The sequence below is a fragment of the Bacillus sp. MAG717A genome (genome assembly GCF_036884855.1).
Lineage (GTDB): Bacteria > Bacillota > Bacilli > Bacillales > Bacillaceae > Bacillus > Bacillus safensis.
Genome location: NZ_CP145733.1, coordinates 2037925 through 2057263, shown reverse-complemented (window position 1 = coordinate 2057263; position 19339 = coordinate 2037925). Strand labels below are relative to the sequence as shown.

The following is a 19339-nucleotide window of genomic DNA, read 5'->3' as shown; positions in this document are numbered from 1 at the left end:
TTCTTTTAGGACTCCAAAGACTTTTTTTGCTTCAATAATGCTTGAAATGTCTTTTCAAGCTCTTGCGACGGCTCAATACTTAAACGGCTGAGCACTTCAGACAGCTGCATATCAATTAATAGAAGCTCCTCTTCTCTATTTGTCACAGCTGGTTTTTCTTCCTTTTGTTTATATGCTTCATATGTGCCGTCAAATCCTTCAATACGTTCCTCATGAATATGGAAAATACGAGTGGCAACCTCCTCAATCAGCCTGCGATCGTGGGAAACAAACACAACGGTACCTGGATAATCCTTCAAGAGACCCTCAAGTGCTTCAACTGCGGCTAGATCTAAAAAGTTCGTCGGTTCATCCAGCATGAGAACATTGGCATCACTGACGAGTAAGGACGCAAGCATCGTTTTCACCCGTTCTCCCCCGCTTAATACGCCAACAGGCTTATGCACATCATCCCCTCTAAATCCTAGTCTCGCTAAAACCGTTCGAACCACTGACTCTTCTTGAACCGCCTCTTTCAGCGCATTTTGTAAAATCGATTCGTCTACCTTCAGTCCTGAAAGATCCTGACGGAAGTACGCTAGCTTGACAGCCTCTGAGCAAGTAACTCCGGAATGTCCATTCACTAACATTCGGAGAAATGTCGTTTTTCCGCTCCCGTTCTTTCCGATAATGGCAACCTTGTCTCCGCCCCTCACTTCCACATTCGCCTTCTTCCAAAGCACTTTATCGCCCGCCTTGCCATCTACATTTTCCACTCGCAAAATGGTACGGCTTGCTACTTCCTTCATCGTATGCTGAGTCATTTGGATCGGCTGAATGTCCTTTACCTTCTCAACCTTTTCTAATTTCTCCATCCTGGTTTCAATGGATTTGGCTGTTTTTTGCAGCTTTTTTTGCTTATTTGCATAGTATGGCTTTGCAATTTTAGGCCCTGAGGATTTCACCTTTTGGGAGGGCTTTGTTGCTTTGTCCGCCTTTTTCTTTTTCTTTTCCAGCGCATGCTCTAACTGTTTTTTCTTTTGTGTATAAGCTTCGTACGCTTCCACCTGCTGACGATGTGCCAGCTCTTTTTGCTGTGCAAAATGTGTGTAGTTGCCTTTGTAATGATGAAACTTCCCATGATCCAGCTCCCAAATCTCCGTACATATTGCATCTAAGAAAGCACGATCATGTGAAACAACAATAAGAGCACCTTGATAATGACGCAGCTTTTCTTCCAGCCACTCAATATGCTCCGTATCCAAATGAGTGGTCGGTTCATCTGCTAATAAAAGGGCAGACGGCCGACTTAATGCTCTTTCAATATAAGTCTGGGTCATTTCACCGCCACTCTGTCTGCCATCTCCTTGTTTCAATTGAGGAAGCAGTGTACAAGTCGCAGTGGCGGCCACCGTGCCGCTGTCTGGTGTTTCCTGCCCCGCCAGCACATGCAATAAAGTCGTTTTGCCGCTGCCATTTGTCCCTACAAGACCAATGCGATCACCTTGATGGATGACTAGTTCCTCAATATCAAATAACAAGCGATCTTTCCGAAATACCTTTAACTGATTGGCTTTTAATAACATCCAATCCTCTCCTTTCGTATCAGGAGACATGAAAAAGCCTCCCATTCTCAGAATAGGAGGCAAAATGGTGTACAAAAATAAGCAGATTGATCCAGTATGGTGTGCCGTTCATATTTGAACACACACATCCCACGTATCAATCACTTCATTTTTTGATTCCCAAGCTGTACCATCCTATTCCGAAGCTAAAAAATGAAAACGCAACAAACATGGCAAACCGATCGTTTGCTCACTGCCTTCGTTCGTTCATTTTGCTTACAAGTCATAGGATTAGTACTTCATTGCATTGGGTCACCCTTCCGTCGTTTGTTACGTATACGATAAAAGATTGGTTATTTTTTGTCAAGCTGAAATGGCATAAGTGAATCGATTAACTGGAGTGTAAATGGATGGGACACTTCAAACAGTTCGTCCTTTTTGCATTCTTCCACTAGGCTTCCTTCATGTAAAAATAGAAGGCTGTCACATAGATACACCGCTGCTTCTACATCATGAGTAATGAGAAGCATGGTCATGTCTAGCTCTTGTTTTAATGTCTCAAGCAGCTCCAATATTTGTACTTGAACAGAGACATCCAGTGAGCTCAAGACTTCATCTAGTATAAGAATGGCTGGATGCGTCGATATGGCTCGTGCGATGCACACTCGCTGGAGCTGACCACCGCTTAGCTGATGAGCATATTGATTCAGCACAGACGAAGGCAGTCTGACTTGCTCAAGTAATGACAAAACCTTCTGATCCAGATTCTGATTCTGCTTTAACAAACGCATCGGTTCTGCTATGATCTCTTTCACCGTAAAGGAAGGATGAACAGAAGATAGATAATCCTGAAAGACAACACTCATTTTCCCCCGGTTCATCCTTCGCCACTTGTCAGCTGACATGCCCTCAATCTGCACATCGCCTCTATCTAATTTTTCTAAACCGAGCAGTATACGTGCCAATGTACTTTTGCCACTGCCGCTCTCACCGACTAATCCGGCACATTGTCCTTTTTCGATTTGAAACGAAACATTTGATATGCGGTCTTTTGGTTTCTTTTGTTTTGAAAAAAGCCCTTTCTTCTCACCGTGTTTGACTAGATCGAAAGCTGTGATCAACATGGGAACGCCTCCACTCTCTTCTGCTGCCGCAGTGCTTCAGTAGGGGCAGATAATCGAAGCCTCGTCTCAAGTAAATGCTTTGTTTGGGGATGCTCGGGTGATGTGAACACTTCCTTGGCTGACCCATGCTCAAGCATTACTCCTTGGTGCATGACCATCAACTCATCGGCGATTGCCTGAACGACGCCTAAATCATGCGATATAACGATCAAGGTAACACCGGTTTCTTCCTTTAGCCTGTGTAATTGTCTGATGACTTCACGCCGATTGAAGGCATCAAGCGATGCAGTTGGCTCATCTGCAATGATCACGTCAGGAGAAAGCATCATCGTGATGCCAATCATCACACGCTGAAGCATCCCTCCAGACAGTTCATACGGATATTTTTTCATCAAATCATATGGATTTTTTAAATGGACACGTGCAAGCCCAGCCATAGCATGGGCTTTCCCTTCTTTTCCGCGTAAGCCCAAGTGCTGCTGAAATGTTTCCATCATTTGATGACCAATCGTTTCAATAGGGTTGAATGCATTCATGGCATCCTGTGAGATGAAACCTATTCGTTTCCCCCGCCATTGATGCGCTTCTTGATTTGTCAATGTTTTGCCGTCAAAAATGATCGTTCCTTTCACTTCTAGCGAAGGTGAGACAAGGTCAATTAACGCTTTTGCGACAGTTGATTTTCCACTGCCACTTTCTCCAATGACGGCTAAACAGCGTTGTTGGTGTAAAGAAAATGTGATATTCGTCACTATATTCCTTTGCTGCTGTGGATCATGTATGGACAGATTTTTTACGTCGATTAAAGGCAAATGGCCTCACCCCTTTCTTTCTGGTATGATGCATGGCAGGATTCACGGCATGCTGAAGGCTGTCTCCTAAAAAGTTCAACGCCATGACCACAAACAAGATGGCAAGTCCAGGGGCAAGCATATGGGCTGGATGTGTCACCATAACATTCTTCGCCTCGTTGAGCATCATGCCCCATTCTGGTGTAGGTGCACTCACACCTAACCCAAGAAAAGACAGTGCTGATATATTTAAGATTACCCAGCCCGCATCAAGTGTCGCAAAAACAGCAATTTCTCCTGAGATGCGAGGAAATAGATGTCTCCTCAATATGTAAAAGGGTGTGCCGCCAGATACCTTTGCAAACTGAACAGAAGGTTCATTCGCATATTGAAGGACAGACGAACGAATCATTCTTGTATACCAGGCCCATTTCGCTAGGACATTCGCCAAAATAATATTGAATAGTCCAGGTCCGAGTATTCCCACAACTGCAAGAATCATCACCTCTGCCGGAAAGGACAGCATGACATCACACAGCCTCATCAAAACTCCATCCACCTTTCCTCGAAAGAAGCCTGCCATGAGTCCAAGTGCGCTGCCAATGAGCATCGTGATACACATCGTCAGCATGGCCGCAAGCATTGTTGTCCGAATTCCATATAAAAGCCGAGACAATACACATCTCCCTAGATGATCCGTTCCGAGTGGATAAGTAAGACTGATACCGGCATATTTTTGAAGAATGTTCGTATTTGTTGGGTCATGTGGTGCTAACACTGGCGCAAACAGTCCAGCTAATGCGACAAGTACTAACAGCCAGATTGAAAGAATCGCCATACGGTCTTTTCTTAATTGATGCCACCCTATCATCGTTGTCAGACCTCCTTTCGCAACTGCGGATTCATGGTCATTTGCATCACATCAGCAATGAGGTTGCACATAACAAACAGGAACCCCATCACAAACAAATAGGCTTGAATAATGGGGAAATCAGCATGGAAAATAGCTGTTACACACAACCGGCCAACCCCTGGCCAAGCAAAAAGGTTCTCAATAATAACAGTTCCCGCAATGAGCTTTGGAATAGACATGCCAAGTGCTGTCACCGCTAATTGCAGGGCATGCCTCATGACCTTCAGTTGAACGGTTCGTTCCTTTAAACCACGTGCTCTTGCATAAAAAACAAAGGGCTCATGCTGAAATTTTAGAATTTGATTGCGTATCAGTCTCACATAGGTCGATAAGTAGCCAAATGATAATGTGACAGCTGGAAGAAGAATCGATTTGAACCCTTCCATTCCACTCGTATTGACCCAATTGAATTTGACTGAAAAAAGCCAAATCAACAAAATCCCCAGCCAAAAACTAGGCATTGAAGCGGCGATAAATACAAAGGCTCTCAATATCCGGTCCACCCAGGAATGAGCAGCATATGCACAAATCACCCCGAACAACAAACTGAGCACTATGATAAAAAAGAGCGCTGCTCCTGCAAGCTGCAATGTAGCTGGCAGCGCCTCCATGATAAGATCAAAAACCGGATCCTGTGTGACATAGCTCTTACCAAAATCACCTGTTAATCCATCTTTAAGCCATGTGGCATAGCGGATGAAAAACGGCTCGTCTAAGCCTAACTCCTGACGCATCGATTCAATCATTTCTTCTGTTGGAGTGACTTGATTCACTCGCAAAGCGACCTCAGCTGGATCACTTGCCCTCATCGTCAGCAGTACAAAAGCAAAGAAGGTGATGAAAATCATCAGCGGGAAAAGCATCAATATTCGTTTTAAGAGATAGCGAGTCATGTCTCTACCTCCGTTTTATGACGCAAAATACATACGGTCAAATGGGATTTCATACTGTGACACATGAAAACCTACGCCTTTCAGGCGCTTATTATAAACAGCCTTTGTCACAGAATAAGAGATTGGGATGTAGACATTTTCATCATGGATATACGTCAATATTTCTTGATACATTTGTTTCCGCTTTTGCTCATCTGGTTCTACTAATACTTCAGTAATCGTCTCATCCAGCCACTTTTTCTTTTTCAGTCCTAATTGGGCTTGATAATCAGCATGAGAAGCTACACGGAATGAAGAGACATAAGTTTGTGGATCATAAGGAAGTCCCCAAGACAGCGAGTACATCAGATCGAACTTCCCTGTTTTTTGGCGATCTAAAAATGCCTGTTTTTCTTCTCCTCTAATATCCAGCTTGATTCCTACCTGCTTGAAATCTTGTTGGATCGATTCACTGATCGTTCTTTCACCCGCATTATCGGAATTATAGTAAATAGCCACACTCAGCAGTTTGCCATTTTGATAGCGATAGCCATCTTCTTTCATCTTCCAGCCTGCCTCATCCAATATTGCCTCTGCTTTCTTCTTTTGATAAGTTTTCTTTTTCAATGGAATATTTGCGTAAGGGACAGAAGGGGCAAGCAATGTGTGTGCCACCTTTTCCGTTCCATTTAAAATGCCTTCTGTGATCATATCCTTTTGAATGGCGTATTGAAACGCTTCTCTTACTTTCGGATCTTTTGTGATTGGCTGGTTTGAATTAATGACAATCGATCTTGAACCAACAGGAGGGCTCACGGTTACACCATATTGACCTGCTTCTTTTAAAGCCTGGAATGAGTCTCCATCGATCATGTCACCATCTGCTCCAAATAAAAGATCTACCTCTCCTTTTTGGAGCGCAAGTAAGATGGTCTGGTGATCCGGCATGACTTTCCATTTCACGGTTAAAATTTTCGGCTTTTTCCCCCAATAGTGGTCATTCATTTCAAAAACAGCATATTGATTTTTCTTATGTTCCTTTAGAACATAAGGACCTGTACCTGCATAGCTTTTGACTCCTTTTGCAGTCGTTCCATCAATGAAGCTTTTTGGAGAAATAAAACGGAAAGGGCGTGTTAAGCCCAGCTCTTCTAACGTAGGATAATAAGGCTCTTTCAACGTGAGAACAAATGTATCGTCATCTAACGCCTTTGTGGATTTGATTTCGGATACGAGATTAAGCCAAGCGTTCTTTTCAATATTTTTGACGACAGCATCAATGTTCAATTTCACTGCCTTTGCATTAAAAGGCTCACCATCTGAAAAAGTCACACCTTTTCGAAGATGAAAGGTGTAGGTTTTTCCATCTTTTGAAATGTCCCAGCTTTTCGCTAAGGCAGGCTGAACGCCCTTCTCTGTATTGACGACAAGCGATTCAAACACCATATTTTGAGCAGCCATCTCTCCGCCGTATAGATGGGGATTAATGTCCCTGATATCTTTTGTACTTGCATACACGAGCTCATCTTCTTCTCTATCATTCATGCTGGAAGATGCTTTGTTTCCAGAGCATGAGGCCAATAAAAAACAAGCCATCACTGAAAACAGCATCAAGGTGTATGTCACATAGGGATGCTTTTTCTCATATTTCTTCTTTATGTAAACAGATTGATCACTCATATGTACTTCCTCCAATTCAACATTATCGTAATCATTACGATTATTAATCGAAATGATTACGAATTGAATATTAGCATACAGAAATGGGAAATACAACGTCTTTTCATAAAAAAACAGACTCATGATTGAGTCTGTTTCGCCTGCATGAATTGGTCGATCACCCTTAATGCTTTTTCTGTTCCACCTGCTGCTTGGAAGCTTTCTTCAATTTTCTCAATCCCCGCCCGGTACGTATCACTGCCTAAAACCGTCTCAACGGTCTCTCTTAGCTGCTCTGCTGTCAGATGATCTTTATCAAGTGCACAGGCAGCAGATAATTCGGTCAGTCTTTGTGCTACCATCGGCTGATCTTTGTCGACCGGAATGACGACCATCGGAACGTGGTAATGAATACCTTCATTGACACTGTTCATTCCGCCGTGCGTTACAAACACTTCTGTCAGTTCGAGCACCTCAAGTTGCGGCACATAAGGCTCGATCAGAAAATGAGCAGGCGCCTCTTTTAAGAGAGAACGATCTACTTTTTCACCTGTTGCGATGATTACTTTTCCGTCAAAGTCTGCGAAGGCATCTATACACATATTAAAAAATGCTTCTGTATCCCCAAGAACGGTACCCATGGAAATAAAAACGACTTTTTCTTGCTCAAGTGCTTCCAGCGGGAAATCATGCTGGTCGGCTCTTTTTAGAAAGCTCGGTCCAATGAAGACAAACGAATCGTTTAATGAATCAACAGACGGCTGGAAATATTCACTTGTATAGACGATATTCAGTTCTCCACGGTTTTTCATAAATTGCATCAAACGCGTTGGCTGAACGCCAAAACGCTCTTGTATTTTTTCTAACAGATGCTCGGCTTTCTCATCCTTTCTGTATAACGGTGTATCAAAATGCGCCTCTTGCAGCACAAAAGATGGGTTGGACCCAATGCTCGGAATGCGCAAGTAATCTCGAACAAGCTCCCCTGCCCCAAACATATCGAAGTAGACCAAATCAAATGAATGCTTATCGGAAAGTGTTTCCACTACCTCTAAAATATCATATGATGTCTGCAGCATGGCATGAAAGAACGGCTGCATGGAATCTAAATCTCCTTCTTCCACATGTAATGTCCGAATATAATCTGGATGTATATGTACGTGAGCGCCTAAGCGTTTGATTCGTTCCTCATAATGTACAGTTGTGACCGCATGCACTTCATCACCTCGATCCGCCCAAGCTTTAATCATTCCTAACATAGGGTTCACATGTCCTTCAGCTGGAAACGTAATCAATAAAATCTTCGCCACAAGAAATCCCTCCTCATTGTCAATTCCCTTCCATGTTAATCATATACAGCAAGCCAGCTCAACAAATACGCCTGAAAAGGGGAGAAATGAGTCTTATGTCCAGTATTTCATGGAGAGACATGAACATGATAAGATTGTTACAAAGCATATAATGCACTTCTCATACGAACATCCAACATAACCCTTTATTATTCATTTTTGAATAATTAGTATATTATTTATAGATTCATATTGGAGGGATATTTTGTGAAAGTCTTGGAGAAATACAGTTATTTAATCATCATTCTTTGTCTGGCGGCAATGATCGTGACAAACTTCACTGTGAATGACAATACAATAAAAAATACTGTATCCGTGATTGGATTTATCATTGTTCTTCTTACAATTATACCTGCGGCTATTTACAGGAAAGGCCAAAAAGGCAGGTAACCCCTTTATAGCAATAACCCCCATTCTTATGTTAAGAGTGGGGGTTATTTTATTATCCTCGGATAGATGTTGCTGTGTTGCAACAAGATCATTTTTTCACTTGCTTACCCTAGCTTTATTAGAAGAGAACGATCAATCCGATTGAACATACAAAAACCCCTCTTCTAAATGAAGAGGGGTTCATGAATGACCTTTATCATCGTAAACAAGGTCAAGTACGCGCTCGGAGGGATTCGAACCCCCGGCAGACGTGGTACCGGAAACCACCGCTCTATCCAACTGAGCTACGAGCGCACGATATGTTTTTTGAACGTCAGCATATCAAATTATAAGGGAAATGCTGCAAGAAAGCAATGATTAATCATTCATCATGATGATGTATTTTCTTACTTTGGATACATAAACTAATATGATGGTTTGAAGTGGAATGATTTTGGGGAAAATGGATAGGGGTATTTGAATTTAGGTCAGCGTTTTGTTTGACCTTTATTGACCAAAAATGTATCATTGAATTACATACTTACCTAAAAGGTGAAGGAGGAACATTATGAATTTAATACCTACAGTCATTGAGCAAACAAATCGTGGGGAAAGAGCTTACGACATTTATTCTCGTCTTTTAAAAGACCGTATTATCATGCTTGGTTCTGCGATCGATGACAATGTTGCCAACTCCATCGTGTCACAGCTACTTTTCTTAGAAGCTGAAGATCCAGAAAAAGATATTTCTATCTACATTAACAGCCCTGGCGGTTCAATCACAGCTGGTATGGCCATTTACGATACGATGCAATTTATTAAACCAAAGGTATCAACTATTTGTATTGGTATGGCTGCATCTATGGGTGCGTTCCTGCTTGCTGCTGGTGAAAAAGGTAAGCGTTATGCTCTTCCAAACAGTGAAGTCATGATTCACCAACCACTAGGCGGAGCCCAAGGTCAAGCAACAGAAATTGAAATTGCGGCAAAACGAATCCTTTCTTTACGCGATAAACTGAACCAAGTACTTGCTGAACGTACTGGTCAGCCAATTGAAGTCATTGAGCGCGATACAGATCGTGACAACTTCAAAACAGCGGAAGAAGCACTTCAATACGGACTCATTGACAAAGTCTTGACCCGTAATACAGAAGACCAAAAATAATGATCACAACACAAACCGTCTGTTCCTTGAACAGACGGTTTTTTGTCATTTAAACATACTTTAAGACAGCTCCGTCCATTTCTGCTGAAGAGACGGTGTTTGATAAGAAGCCATCTGCGTGATTAATTCCTCCGGTTCGCTCGAAGCATGTAACAATTGAAGGTGTGATTCATTTGAAAAGCCTTCCTGTACACTAAACTTCACCATGTCCATAAGCGGGTTGAAATAGTCATTCACTTGATACAATCCAATCGGCTTTTGATGGATACCGATTTGTGCCCAGCACAGCACCTCAAATAATTCTTCATATGTACCAAAGCCACCTGGCATCGCAATAAATCCATCGGCCAGCTCGCTCATTTTCGCTTTTCGTTCATGCATGCCTGTTACCTCAATTAACTCTGTCAGCTCTTGATGCACGACTTCTCCTCTAAAAAGCCCCTTAGGCATGACACCGATCACTTGCCCGCCATGTCTCATGACCTCATCGGCAATCGCGCCCATTAACCCAATACGCGATCCGCCGTAAACAAGACGAATGCCCTGCTTCGCCATATAAGCCCCCAGCTCTACAGCCTTTTGTTTGTAGACATCGTTTACACCTGGATTTGAACCAGCAAACACACAAATCGTTTTCATCAAAACAGCTCCATCTCTCTCTATGATTTCTTCACTCACTCATTCTACTATAATGATTTGTAAAGAAACAGCCGTTTCTTCTATATATAGTGTAAAATCATAAGAGTGAACACCATATAAGGAGCTGTATAGAGAGAATGCAAACAACTGAAATGGAGAAGTGGATCAAGGATTTTTATCAAATGAGAAATTGGACAGAATATGGACCGTTTATCCGGTTAGGCTTCTTAATGGAAGAAACGGGAGAACTCGCTCGTGCTGTTAGAACAATAGAAATTGGACGAGACCGGCCTGATGAGCAGAGACAGGAATCATCTGAGCTGAAGAAAGAACTCATTGAAGAAATGGGAGATGTCTTAGCAAACCTCCTCATTTTAGCGGATCTCTATGACGTCACAGTAGAAGAGGTCTTCAGCGCTCATCAACAAAAACTCACAAAGCGTTTTTCTGGAGAAAAAGAGTCAGTAAAAAACACGTGACCAAGCTGTCACGTGTTTTTCTAAGCCTTAAAGATGCTGTGGTGAGATGTCATCTGTTCGTTCAAAGAAATGCTGCTTTCCGATATGATGGAAAAGACCTGTTCGATGCAAAAGCTCCTTAGGCTGTGATTGCAGCCCAACGATCATCAGCTTTCCATTATGATGCTTTAACCGATTGGAGATATTCATTAAAACTGCTTCTGCCGATGTGTCCATATAATTGACTTTATTCATAAGCAGAATGAGCGTTTTCGGTTTTGTTTGAACATGGTCCAAAATCGAATTTTCCAATGAATCTGTTGTTCCGAAAAAGAGCGGCCCTTCAATGGAATACATACTGATCCCTTTCTCGTCTGTCTGTTTTTCTAAAGCAGCTGCTGTTTCCATTTGAGGAACAGCGACATTTGTATGGATATTGGTCGTCTGGCTCATTTTTTTGATAAAGGCGATAAACGCTAAAATGAGACCAGCGGTGACGCCAATAATCAAATCACCGATCACTGTGAGCAGGAAGGTCACGACAAGTACAAGCGAATCGGCATTTTTCACTTTCACAATATTGATAAATTCTTTTCTCTCACTCATATTCCAAGCAACAAACATTAAAATTGGTGCCATTGCAGCAAGTGGAATCATTGACGCATATGGCGCAAATACCATTAAGATTAGCAAGACGACAACGCCATGCACAACACCAGAAATCGGACTTGCTCCGCCATTTTTTATGTTCGTTGCCGTGCGGGCAATAGCGCCCGTCGCTGGAATTCCTCCGAAAAGCGGTGCCGCCATATTGGCAATCCCTTGCCCAACAAGTTCTTTATTGCTGTCATGCTTAGAGCCTTTCATATTATCAGCAACCATTGCGGACAAAATCGATTCCACGCCGCCTAACAGTGCAATGACAATTGCTGGAGGCAGGAGGTATATCATTTTTTCAATCGTCAATTCAGGAAAAGCGAAGGTTGGCAGCTGACGAGGGATTTCACCATATGCAGAGCCAATCGTTTCAACTTGTCCTTGAAAAAAAAGAACGGCGAGAAACGTAGAAGCCAATAGACCTAATAGAGCACCAGGTATTTTGGGAATGTATTTTTGTGCCGCCAAAATCACAATGAGCCCGGTGACGGCTGTGATGATGGCGAGACTGTTTGTGGTACCGAGATGGACCACGATTTCTCTCATATTGAGGAAAAAGCTTTCATGTTTTTCAACACCCTTTAATCCGAGGAAGTTGGCAATCTGTCCTGAAAAAATAATGACAGCAATGCCAGCAGTAAAACCGATGATAACCGGACGAGGAATAAATTTCATGAGCTTTCCTAGTTTGAATATTCCGAATAATACAAGCATACAGCCTGCCATAAAACCGGCAATGAGCAAGTTTTCAATTCCGTACTGGCTGACGATCCCGAATAAAATTGGAACAAACGCCCCAGTCGGCCCGCCGATCTGATACTTTGAACCACCAAACAATGAAATCAAAATGCCGGCAACGATGACTGTGTATAATCCATATTCTGGTCCGACACCAGATGCAATGGCAAATGCCATGCCTAAAGGAATTGCCACAACCCCCACGACAAGCCCAGCGATTAAATCGCGTCTAAACTTTGATGAATTGTACCCTTCAAATCTTCCATAAAAACGCATGGTATGTGTTGGCCTCCTTTAAGTATGTGTAGATGATTTAGGTATACTGCGGGTCAATCAGTTTATCTTTCACAACGACATCCAGCTTTCCTGTTGCTGGATGAATCACCAGTCCATGAACAGCCACATCACTTGGCATCAGTGGATGCTCTTTCACTAATTTCACACTTTGAGCCACGCTCTCTTCAACTGAATCAAAGCCTGTCAGCCAGCCCTTTAAATCGACACCTGAGTTTTTCACAATGCTTAAGCATTTCTCTTCGATTCCGCGTGCTTTCGCCTTTTCAAGTAAAGGGTCCGCCGCAAGACCTGCCATTCCGCATTCATGATGCCCTACAATGCATACTTCCTCTGCCTTTAGCTCATAGATTGCTAGCAGGATACTCCGCATCACACTGCCGAACGGATGTGTCACGATGGCGCCTGCATTCTTAATGATTTTTGCATCCCCATTGCGCAGTCCCATAGATTGCGGCAATAATTCCAATAGACGGGTATCCATGCACGTTAAAATGACCAGTTTTTTCTCCGGAAATTTCCCCGCTTTGTAAGGCTCATAATGTCTCTCATTCACAAACTCTGAATTGTGCTGAAGAATCTCTTCTAATTTTGATCCCATTTTGCCATCTCCCATCTTTTTTTAGTAACGTAAGCTCGTGCCTGTCCCCCTTTTCTTTCTCGTGTTCTCAAGAATAGAGAAGAAAAATGATAGAAAAAAAAGAAAAAAATGAGAAAACGATGAGAAGAAATATCATCATTTTCTCTATTTTACGCTGCATCCCAACGGATACGCGGGTTTGTTTTCAATCTATTATTCTCATCACACTAAAAGACAATAAAATGGTTTAGTAGAAAATGACCTTCCCGTTTAATACATTTCAAATATAATAAATTTTCTATCAAAAAGTCTCGATCTATTTTCCAGTTTGTCAGATAATCTCTCGTAAAATCTTGCAATTTCACATGTCTCATCTACCATCTACTTATTTTTATATAGATAAAAAAATGCATCAGATGGCATATGAATCTACTTTTTCACTAAGCAAATGTCTTTCTTTACCGTTATTTTAGTATATTAAATATTGAGCTGCTAACATTCAAACGTGTTCTGCCGAAATGGTTGCTTTATAATAAAAGGAGTAAGATGACCATGTGAAAGGAGCGAATTGACTGTGATACCACACATTTTTGTCGCCAAACCCTTACCTGCTTCTTTTGAGGAAATGCTAAAGGAACATTGTACATACGAGGTTTGGCAATCCAAAGACCCTATTCCAAGAGACATTTTGTTTGAGAAGCTGCAGCACGCTGATGGTCTTTTAACGTCTGGAACGAAAATCGATCAAGAGCTGTTAGATCACGCACCAAAACTCAAGGTAGTCAGTAATAACTCTGTCGGTTATGACAATTTTGATATAGAAGTGATGAGACAAAGAGGCGTGATTGGTACGCACACTCCTTATACGCTCGATCATACCGTGGCTGACCTTGCCTTTTCGCTCATACTCTCCTCTGCGCGAAGAATCGCCGAGCTGGATCGTTTTATCCGTGAAGGAAAATGGACGAAATTCGTACAGGAAGAAGAGATCTTTGGTATCGATGTACATCACCAAACGCTCGGTATCATTGGCATGGGGCGTATTGGCGAACAAGTGGCCAAACGGGCAGCACATGGTTTTGATATGAACGTCCTTTATCATAACCGAAGCCGGAATGAAAAGGCTGAATCGACGTATGGCGCTGTATACTGCGCACTTGATGATCTTTTAAAACAAGCTGATATCATCGTGTTGATTACACCGCTGACCGAGGAAACGTATCATATGATTGGGGAACGAGAATTGAAGTTAATGAAGCAAACGGCTTTATTTGTAAACATTTCCCGCGGGAAAACAGTGGATGAAAAAAGCCTCATTCAAGCACTTCAGGAGGGATGGATCAAAGGCGCTGGTCTTGATGTGTATGAGCAGGAACCGCTTCAAGAGGATCATCCTTTCAAAGAGATGAACAATGTCACCCTAGCCCCTCACATCGGTTCCGCTACTGAAACAACAAGGGATCTCATGCTGAAACGAGCCATTCATAATGTGATTCATGGAATAGATGGGAAGGCGCCTGTTGATGTTGTGAAGGAGCTTACTTTATCTTGATCGGATAAGACGCAGGGAGCTGAACTGCGTCTTTTTATTTATTTCTTTAGGAGACATCAGGAGAAAAGACTCATTTTAGCAAAGATCCTGATTCTTTACATTTCCTTCATGTTCGGGTGCTATAATATGAGCTAGACAAGCATCAAGAGGACGGCATCCGATTTCCTTAATAGGAGGATGAAGATGAAAAGATTGAGTTCGGTTTTTACTATGTTCGCTCTGATCGCTGCTATTCTGTTTTCTGGATTTGTCCCGCAGCAAGCTCATGCAGAAACACCTCTTACACCAACAGCCACAACTGAAACTGCTTCTATTCAGCTCACGCCAGATGTGCGTACCCTTGCCGTCATTAATACGTTTGATGGTGTAGCAGATTATTTAATTCGCTACAAACGATTGCCTGATAACTACATTACGAAATCACAAGCAAGTGCTCTCGGATGGGTGGCATCTAAGGGAAATCTAGCAGAAGTGGCGCCAGGTAAAAGCATCGGTGGAGATATTTTCTCAAACCGAGAAGGACGTCTTCCTTCAGCAAGCGGCCGCACATGGCGTGAGGCAGACATCAACTACGTTTCAGGCTTCCGCAATGCTGACCGTCTTGTGTATTCAAGCGACTGGCTCATTTACAAAACAACAGACCATTATGCGACTTTCACACGTATTCGATAATCAATAAAAAAGACAGCCCTGTTTCATCAGGGGCTGTCTTTTAGTATGGGTTTACGGTATAAGCTTTTTCACGTAATCCTCAAAAGGAACCGGAAGCGGCTTTTTCGACACTTCTTCATGTTCATGTGTGGTGACATGATCCTCAGTAACGACCACACGTCCTGTTGGCGTGAGCTTTGACGCAAGTGGTCTTTTGTTAAAAGTAGAGGATTCATTTTCATAAATCTCGTGTCTCAATTGGACCAATGCAGCCTCGTCCACCTCGTTCAATGTGAAAGCATAGCCTGTTTCAGCACCATCTCCCTTATCTAATTGGAGCAGATATGTCCCCTTCTCGGTTTTCTCTGCTTTGACGCGAAACCGAATAGACGCTCCTTCCACCCAATCTTCTGTAAAAGGCACAGGCTGAAGAGGTAAATTCACACCAAATCCCGCATCAATGAGAAAGCGTTCGTTATGATGCTTCAACATGATGGCTACATGCGTGCCATCAATGGCCCACGTGTCCGCTTCTTTGATATACACTGTCCCTTGAAGAAGCTGTACAGAGAGCCCAGCCTCTTTTAATACATAGTATAAGAGAGGATTGAGATCGTAACAAAGACCTCCTCTGTTTTCTTCCAGAAGATGCTGCTTCAATCCTTCTTGATTCAAAGCGTAGGATTGTTTGTTCAAAACAGATCTATTTTCGAATGGAAAGGTATAGGCCATTTTTTTTAATAATACAGGCAAGTCATTAAAGGTGATGGACTTGCCTTCATAACCGATCTTCTGTAAAAAAGCTGATTGAATCATGACATTCCCTCCTAAAAAAACTGAGCCTTTGAAGAGACTCAGTTTTCTTGATTGATAAAATCTGTTAACGCCTCAATGGCTTCTTGTTCATCTGCACCATCTGCAATCAGTGTGACAGTAACCCCAGAGCTGATCGCAAGACTCATGAGACCCATAATGCTTTTCGCATTGACTTTTTTTCCATCTTTCTCAAGAAAAATATCAGCACCAAAGCGATTGGCTTCTTGTACGAACAAAGCAGCTGGACGTGCCTGCAAGCCTGTTTTCAGCTGGATGGTGACCGTTTTTTCCACCATATGATCTGCCTCCCTTTTTCATTCTCCTATTTGAGTGTAACAGCTTGTCCGTTTCGTAATTGTTCTGCGATTTGATCTAGCTTTCTTAAACGGTGGTTAATCCCTGACTTGCTAATCTTGCCGCTTTCCACCATTTCTCCAAGTTCCTTCAGCGTGACCTCTTGATAGTCGACTCGCAGTTTGGCAATTTCACGAAGCTTATCCGGCAGGGCATCAAGTCCAATTTTTTCATCAATAAATTGAATGTTCTCGACCTGACGCAGTGAAGCACCAATCGTTTTATTCAAGTTTGCTGTTTCACAATTGACGAGCCGGTTGACGGAGTTTCTCATGTCTCGGACGATTCGCACATCTTCAAAGCGAAGCAGTGAGTTATGAGCGCCCACAACACTTAAAAATTCCGTGATTTTTTCTGCTTCCTTCATGTACGTAATGTACCCTTTTTTGCGCTCAAGTGTTTTACTATTGAGATGAAATTGATTCATCAGCTCACAAAGGGCATCATTATGTTCTTTATATAGTGAAAAAATCTCAAGGTGATAGGAGGACGTTTCTGGGTTATTCACAGAACCGCCTGCTAAAAAAGCACCTCTCATATAGGAGCGCTTGCAGCATCTTTTCTTCACAAGCTCTTCTGAAATATTGCGCTCAAATACAAATTGCTCACCTAATATTTTCAAGTCCTCTAAAATGGTTTTCGCTCGTTCTACCAGTCTGACAATATACACGTTATTTTTTTTCAATCTCATTTTTTTACGTACGAGCAGTTCGACTGTCACATCGTATTTTTTCTTGAGCAGCGTATAAATCCGTCTTGCAATGGCTGCGTTCTCTGTCTGTATATCTAAAATCAATTTTCGATTAGAGAAAGATAATGAACCGTTCATACGGATGAGGGCAGAAAGCTCTGCTTTTGTGCAGCAGTCCTTCACGTCCAGATTAGTCAGCTCTTTTTTTGTTTCGGATGCAAATGACATCCTTGCCACCCCCATTCCTATTTTTTCTGATGCAGCAGATCGACAAGCAGCGAGGCTACTTTCAGCGTGTCATGACGAATGACATGCTGGTCATATGTAATGATTTCTCCAGGAATCACTTCTAATCCCATTGCTTTCAGTGCATCTGTGTCGAATTTGACAGGCTGTGCCTGTTCTTCTGCATATTTTGCTTTGATTTCTTCTGGAATTTCTTTATTGTTCACAAAAATTGTATCAATAAATGGACGATCCATATGATCATTTAATGCCTGAACATGATCAGCTGCACTGTAGGAAAGCGTTTCCCCCGGCTGCGTCATGACATTACAAATATACACTTTTTTCGCCTTTGAGCGAATCACTTCTTCTCCAATATGCGGGACAAGCAAGTTTGGCAAAATACTCGTATACAGACTGCCAGGCCCAATGACGATCAAATCCGCCTCACGAATGACTTGAATAGATTCTGGCAGCGGTTCAATCGTATCGGGTGTGAGGAACACTCGTTTAATTCGCTCACCATAGGTGGGAATTTTCGATTCTCCTGTCACCATTTGCCCATTTTCTAATTCCGCATGAAGGACAACACTTGAATTTGCTGCTGGCAATACTTTTCCTCTCACATTTAAAACCTTGCTCATTTCAGTGACGGCATGAAAAAAATCACCGGTTATATTTGTCATGGCCGCAAGAATGAGGTTGCCGAGTGAGTGGCCTGTTAAGTCATTCCCTTTGTTAAAACGGTGCTGAAATAAATCTTCTACAAGCGGTTCAACATCAGAGAGAGCCGCAAGGACATTTCGAATATCACCTGGAGGGGGAATATTCAAATCATGCCGCAGTCTGCCTGAGCTGCCTCCGTCGTCAGCAACCGTTACTATAGCGGTAATGTCCACTGGCTTCGTTTTTAGCCCTCTGAGCAAAACAGATAAGCCAGTGCCTCCGCCAAGAATGACCACCTTTGGTAGTGTTGTCATCTATTTTCTGCTTCTCTTTTCAATGTCCCGGTGAGTGACATGTGTATAGTAATCGTTTTTAAAATACTCCGATAAATAGTTGGCTAGTGTCACGGATCGATGCTGCCCGCCTGTACAGCCGATGGCAATCACAAGCTGGCTTTTTCCTTCCCTCTTATACGACGGAAGCATAAAGCTGAGAAGATCGATTAATTTCTCTGTGAATTTTTGCGTTTCAGTCCATTTCATCACATAAGAGCGCACTTCTTCATCGTTTCCAGTCTGTGGACGCATGCTCTCAATATAGTAAGGATTCGGCAGGAATCTCACGTCAAAGACAAGATCAGCATCAATCGGCAGACCGTATTTAAAGCCAAAGGACATCACGTTTACTGTAAACACCTGACCTTGGTTCGTGGCAAAGTGCGTGACGATTTTTTCTCGCAGCTGTTTTGGTTTTAAATCCGATGTATCAAAAATCATTTGAGACCGGCCTTTTAACTCCTCTAACAGCTCACGCTCCATTGCAATTCCTTCAAGCGGCAAACCTGTTGTCGCAAGGGGATGCGAACGTCTCGTTTCTTTGTATCTTGAGACAAGTACCTTATCATTTGCATCTAAAAATAGAATTCTTGGCGTGATCCAGTCAAGATCACTCATTTCATCTAATGCCGCAATTAAGCTGTCAAAAAATTCGCGACCGCGCAAATCCATCACAAGAGCGACCTTGCTCATCTTGGAATTCGATTCCTTCATGAGTTCTAGGAATTTCGGTAAAAGTGATGGCGGCAGGTTATCAACACAAAAGTAGCCTAAATCTTCAAAGCTTTGAATGGCTACGGTTTTCCCCGCACCTGACATTCCTGTAATAATCACAAGCTGAATATCTTCTTGTTTTTGTGTATTCATGCCTGCTTCCTCTCCTTCTTTATGAAAACG

19 protein-coding genes and 1 tRNA gene are annotated in these 19339 nt (G+C 42.5%); 4 read left to right on the top strand and 16 right to left on the bottom strand.

The window, feature by feature from the left end; translation table 11 throughout:
• Window positions 1-5: 5 nt before the first annotated feature.
• From abc-f to V6Z54_RS10400, 8 genes are all read right to left on the bottom strand, one after another.
• Entirely contained in the window at window positions 6-1565 is a 1560-nt protein-coding gene (gene abc-f / locus V6Z54_RS10435; protein WP_338527970.1) for an ABC-F type ribosomal protection protein, read from the bottom strand.
• Between the two features lie 332 nt (window positions 1566-1897).
• Window positions 1898-2668: a dipeptide/oligopeptide/nickel ABC transporter ATP-binding protein gene (locus V6Z54_RS10430; protein ID WP_338527296.1), complete on the bottom strand. Its 771-nt coding sequence runs from the start codon at window positions 2666-2668 to the stop codon at window positions 1898-1900.
• Window positions 2662-3480, bottom strand: a complete 819-nt coding sequence (locus V6Z54_RS10425; RefSeq protein WP_041088158.1) for an ABC transporter ATP-binding protein — start codon at window positions 3478-3480, stop codon at window positions 2662-2664. The genes V6Z54_RS10430 and V6Z54_RS10425 overlap by 7 nt, the downstream gene beginning before the upstream one ends.
• Entirely contained in the window at window positions 3443-4330 is an 888-nt protein-coding gene (opp1C, locus tag V6Z54_RS10420) for a nickel/cobalt ABC transporter permease (RefSeq protein ID WP_338527295.1), read from the bottom strand. Before opp1C ends, V6Z54_RS10425 begins: the two co-directional genes overlap by 38 nt.
• 5 nt (window positions 4331-4335) lie before the next feature.
• Complete coding sequence (gene opp1B, locus V6Z54_RS10415) at window positions 4336-5265, bottom strand: nickel/cobalt ABC transporter permease (protein ID WP_073978955.1); 930 nt, start codon at window positions 5263-5265, stop codon at window positions 4336-4338.
• Window positions 5266-5280: 15 nt separating this feature from the next.
• Window positions 5281-6924 (bottom strand): nickel ABC transporter substrate-binding protein, encoded by a 1644-nt coding sequence (gene nikA, locus V6Z54_RS10410; RefSeq protein WP_338527294.1) that lies wholly within the window; start codon window positions 6922-6924, stop codon window positions 5281-5283.
• Window positions 6925-7043: 119 nt separating this feature from the next.
• Window positions 7044-8213: a macrolide family glycosyltransferase gene (locus V6Z54_RS10405; protein WP_338527293.1), complete on the bottom strand. Its 1170-nt coding sequence runs from the start codon at window positions 8211-8213 to the stop codon at window positions 7044-7046.
• 647 nt (window positions 8214-8860) lie between these two features.
• Window positions 8861-8936: transfer RNA gene (locus V6Z54_RS10400), tRNA-Arg, on the bottom strand.
• A 253-nt stretch (window positions 8937-9189) separates the two neighbouring features.
• Between V6Z54_RS10400 and clpP the strand changes: the two genes are divergently transcribed.
• The gene (gene clpP, locus V6Z54_RS10395; protein ID WP_024427684.1) at window positions 9190-9786 is read left to right on the top strand and encodes an ATP-dependent Clp endopeptidase proteolytic subunit ClpP; all 597 of its coding nucleotides are present in this window, start codon (window positions 9190-9192) and stop codon (window positions 9784-9786) included.
• A 60-nt stretch (window positions 9787-9846) separates the two neighbouring features.
• On the opposite strand, the gene V6Z54_RS10390 is transcribed toward clpP, so the two are convergent.
• Window positions 9847-10425: a TIGR00730 family Rossman fold protein gene (locus V6Z54_RS10390; protein WP_041088147.1), complete on the bottom strand. Its 579-nt coding sequence runs from the start codon at window positions 10423-10425 to the stop codon at window positions 9847-9849.
• 137 nt (window positions 10426-10562) lie between these two features.
• Between V6Z54_RS10390 and V6Z54_RS10385 the strand changes: the two genes are divergently transcribed.
• The gene (locus tag V6Z54_RS10385; protein WP_073978950.1) at window positions 10563-10904 is read left to right on the top strand and encodes a MazG-like family protein; all 342 of its coding nucleotides are present in this window, start codon (window positions 10563-10565) and stop codon (window positions 10902-10904) included.
• 27 nt (window positions 10905-10931) lie between these two features.
• On the opposite strand, the gene V6Z54_RS10380 is transcribed toward V6Z54_RS10385, so the two are convergent.
• Together V6Z54_RS10380 and V6Z54_RS10375 are read right to left on the bottom strand one after the other, a co-directional pair.
• Window positions 10932-12554: a SulP family inorganic anion transporter gene (locus tag V6Z54_RS10380; protein ID WP_073978949.1), complete on the bottom strand. Its 1623-nt coding sequence runs from the start codon at window positions 12552-12554 to the stop codon at window positions 10932-10934.
• 37 nt (window positions 12555-12591) lie between these two features.
• A complete protein-coding gene (locus V6Z54_RS10375; protein ID WP_041088636.1) occupies window positions 12592-13173 on the bottom strand; it encodes a carbonic anhydrase in 582 nt (193 codons plus the stop codon).
• Between the two features lie 553 nt (window positions 13174-13726).
• On the opposite strand from V6Z54_RS10375, the gene V6Z54_RS10370 reads away from it, so the two are divergent.
• Window positions 13727-14704 (top strand): D-glycerate dehydrogenase, encoded by a 978-nt coding sequence (locus tag V6Z54_RS10370; RefSeq protein WP_338527292.1) that lies wholly within the window; start codon window positions 13727-13729, stop codon window positions 14702-14704.
• A 183-nt stretch (window positions 14705-14887) separates the two neighbouring features.
• Window positions 14888-15376 (top strand): ribonuclease, encoded by a 489-nt coding sequence (locus V6Z54_RS10365; protein WP_024423547.1) that lies wholly within the window; start codon window positions 14888-14890, stop codon window positions 15374-15376.
• Between the two features lie 51 nt (window positions 15377-15427).
• Here the strand turns inward: V6Z54_RS10365 and V6Z54_RS10360 are convergent, their stop codons facing one another.
• The 5 genes from V6Z54_RS10360 to rapZ are packed head-to-tail and all read right to left on the bottom strand — an operon-like array spanning window position 15428 to window position 19309.
• A complete protein-coding gene (locus tag V6Z54_RS10360) occupies window positions 15428-16171 on the bottom strand; it encodes an arylamine N-acetyltransferase (RefSeq protein WP_075611970.1) in 744 nt (247 codons plus the stop codon).
• A 38-nt stretch (window positions 16172-16209) separates the two neighbouring features.
• Window positions 16210-16467 (bottom strand): HPr family phosphocarrier protein, encoded by a 258-nt coding sequence (locus V6Z54_RS10355; protein WP_024423549.1) that lies wholly within the window; start codon window positions 16465-16467, stop codon window positions 16210-16212.
• Between the two features lie 26 nt (window positions 16468-16493).
• Window positions 16494-17444 carry a DNA-binding protein WhiA gene (gene whiA / locus V6Z54_RS10350; protein WP_003213321.1) on the bottom strand — a complete coding sequence of 317 codons (951 nt, stop codon included), beginning with the start codon at window positions 17442-17444 and terminating at the stop codon, window positions 16494-16496.
• Between the two features lie 17 nt (window positions 17445-17461).
• Complete coding sequence (locus V6Z54_RS10345) at window positions 17462-18421, bottom strand: YvcK family protein (RefSeq protein ID WP_338527291.1); 960 nt, start codon at window positions 18419-18421, stop codon at window positions 17462-17464.
• Window positions 18422-19309, bottom strand: a complete 888-nt coding sequence (rapZ, locus tag V6Z54_RS10340) for an RNase adapter RapZ (protein ID WP_269103012.1) — start codon at window positions 19307-19309, stop codon at window positions 18422-18424.
• Window positions 19310-19339: the final 30 nt, after the last annotated feature.

Bases quoted from the DNA above. Each gene is read 5' to 3' on its own strand.
- clpP (WP_024427684.1), top strand. From the start codon at position 9,190: ATGAATTTAATACCTACAGTCATTGAGCAAACAAATCGTGGGGAAAGA.
- abc-f (WP_338527970.1), bottom strand. From the start codon at position 1,565: ATGTTATTAAAAGCCAATCAGTTAAAGGTATTTCGGAAAGATCGCTTG.
- V6Z54_RS10365 (WP_024423547.1), top strand. From the start codon at position 14,888: ATGAAAAGATTGAGTTCGGTTTTTACTATGTTCGCTCTGATCGCTGCT.
- V6Z54_RS10385 (WP_073978950.1), top strand. From the start codon at position 10,563: ATGCAAACAACTGAAATGGAGAAGTGGATCAAGGATTTTTATCAAATG.
- whiA (WP_003213321.1), bottom strand. From the start codon at position 17,444: ATGTCATTTGCATCCGAAACAAAAAAAGAGCTGACTAATCTGGACGTG.
- opp1B (WP_073978955.1), bottom strand. From the start codon at position 5,265: ATGACTCGCTATCTCTTAAAACGAATATTGATGCTTTTCCCGCTGATG.
- nikA (WP_338527294.1), bottom strand. From the start codon at position 6,924: ATGAGTGATCAATCTGTTTACATAAAGAAGAAATATGAGAAAAAGCAT.
- V6Z54_RS10375 (WP_041088636.1), bottom strand. From the start codon at position 13,173: ATGGGATCAAAATTAGAAGAGATTCTTCAGCACAATTCAGAGTTTGTG.
- opp1C (WP_338527295.1), bottom strand. From the start codon at position 4,330: ATGATAGGGTGGCATCAATTAAGAAAAGACCGTATGGCGATTCTTTCA.
- V6Z54_RS10360 (WP_075611970.1), bottom strand. From the start codon at position 16,171: ATGATTCAATCAGCTTTTTTACAGAAGATCGGTTATGAAGGCAAGTCC.
- V6Z54_RS10390 (WP_041088147.1), bottom strand. From the start codon at position 10,425: ATGAAAACGATTTGTGTGTTTGCTGGTTCAAATCCAGGTGTAAACGAT.
- V6Z54_RS10345 (WP_338527291.1), bottom strand. From the start codon at position 18,421: ATGACAACACTACCAAAGGTGGTCATTCTTGGCGGAGGCACTGGCTTA.
- V6Z54_RS10430 (WP_338527296.1), bottom strand. From the start codon at position 2,668: ATGTTGATCACAGCTTTCGATCTAGTCAAACACGGTGAGAAGAAAGGG.
- V6Z54_RS10355 (WP_024423549.1), bottom strand. From the start codon at position 16,467: ATGGTGGAAAAAACGGTCACCATCCAGCTGAAAACAGGCTTGCAGGCA.
- rapZ (WP_269103012.1), bottom strand. From the start codon at position 19,309: ATGAATACACAAAAACAAGAAGATATTCAGCTTGTGATTATTACAGGA.
- V6Z54_RS10380 (WP_073978949.1), bottom strand. From the start codon at position 12,554: ATGCGTTTTTATGGAAGATTTGAAGGGTACAATTCATCAAAGTTTAGA.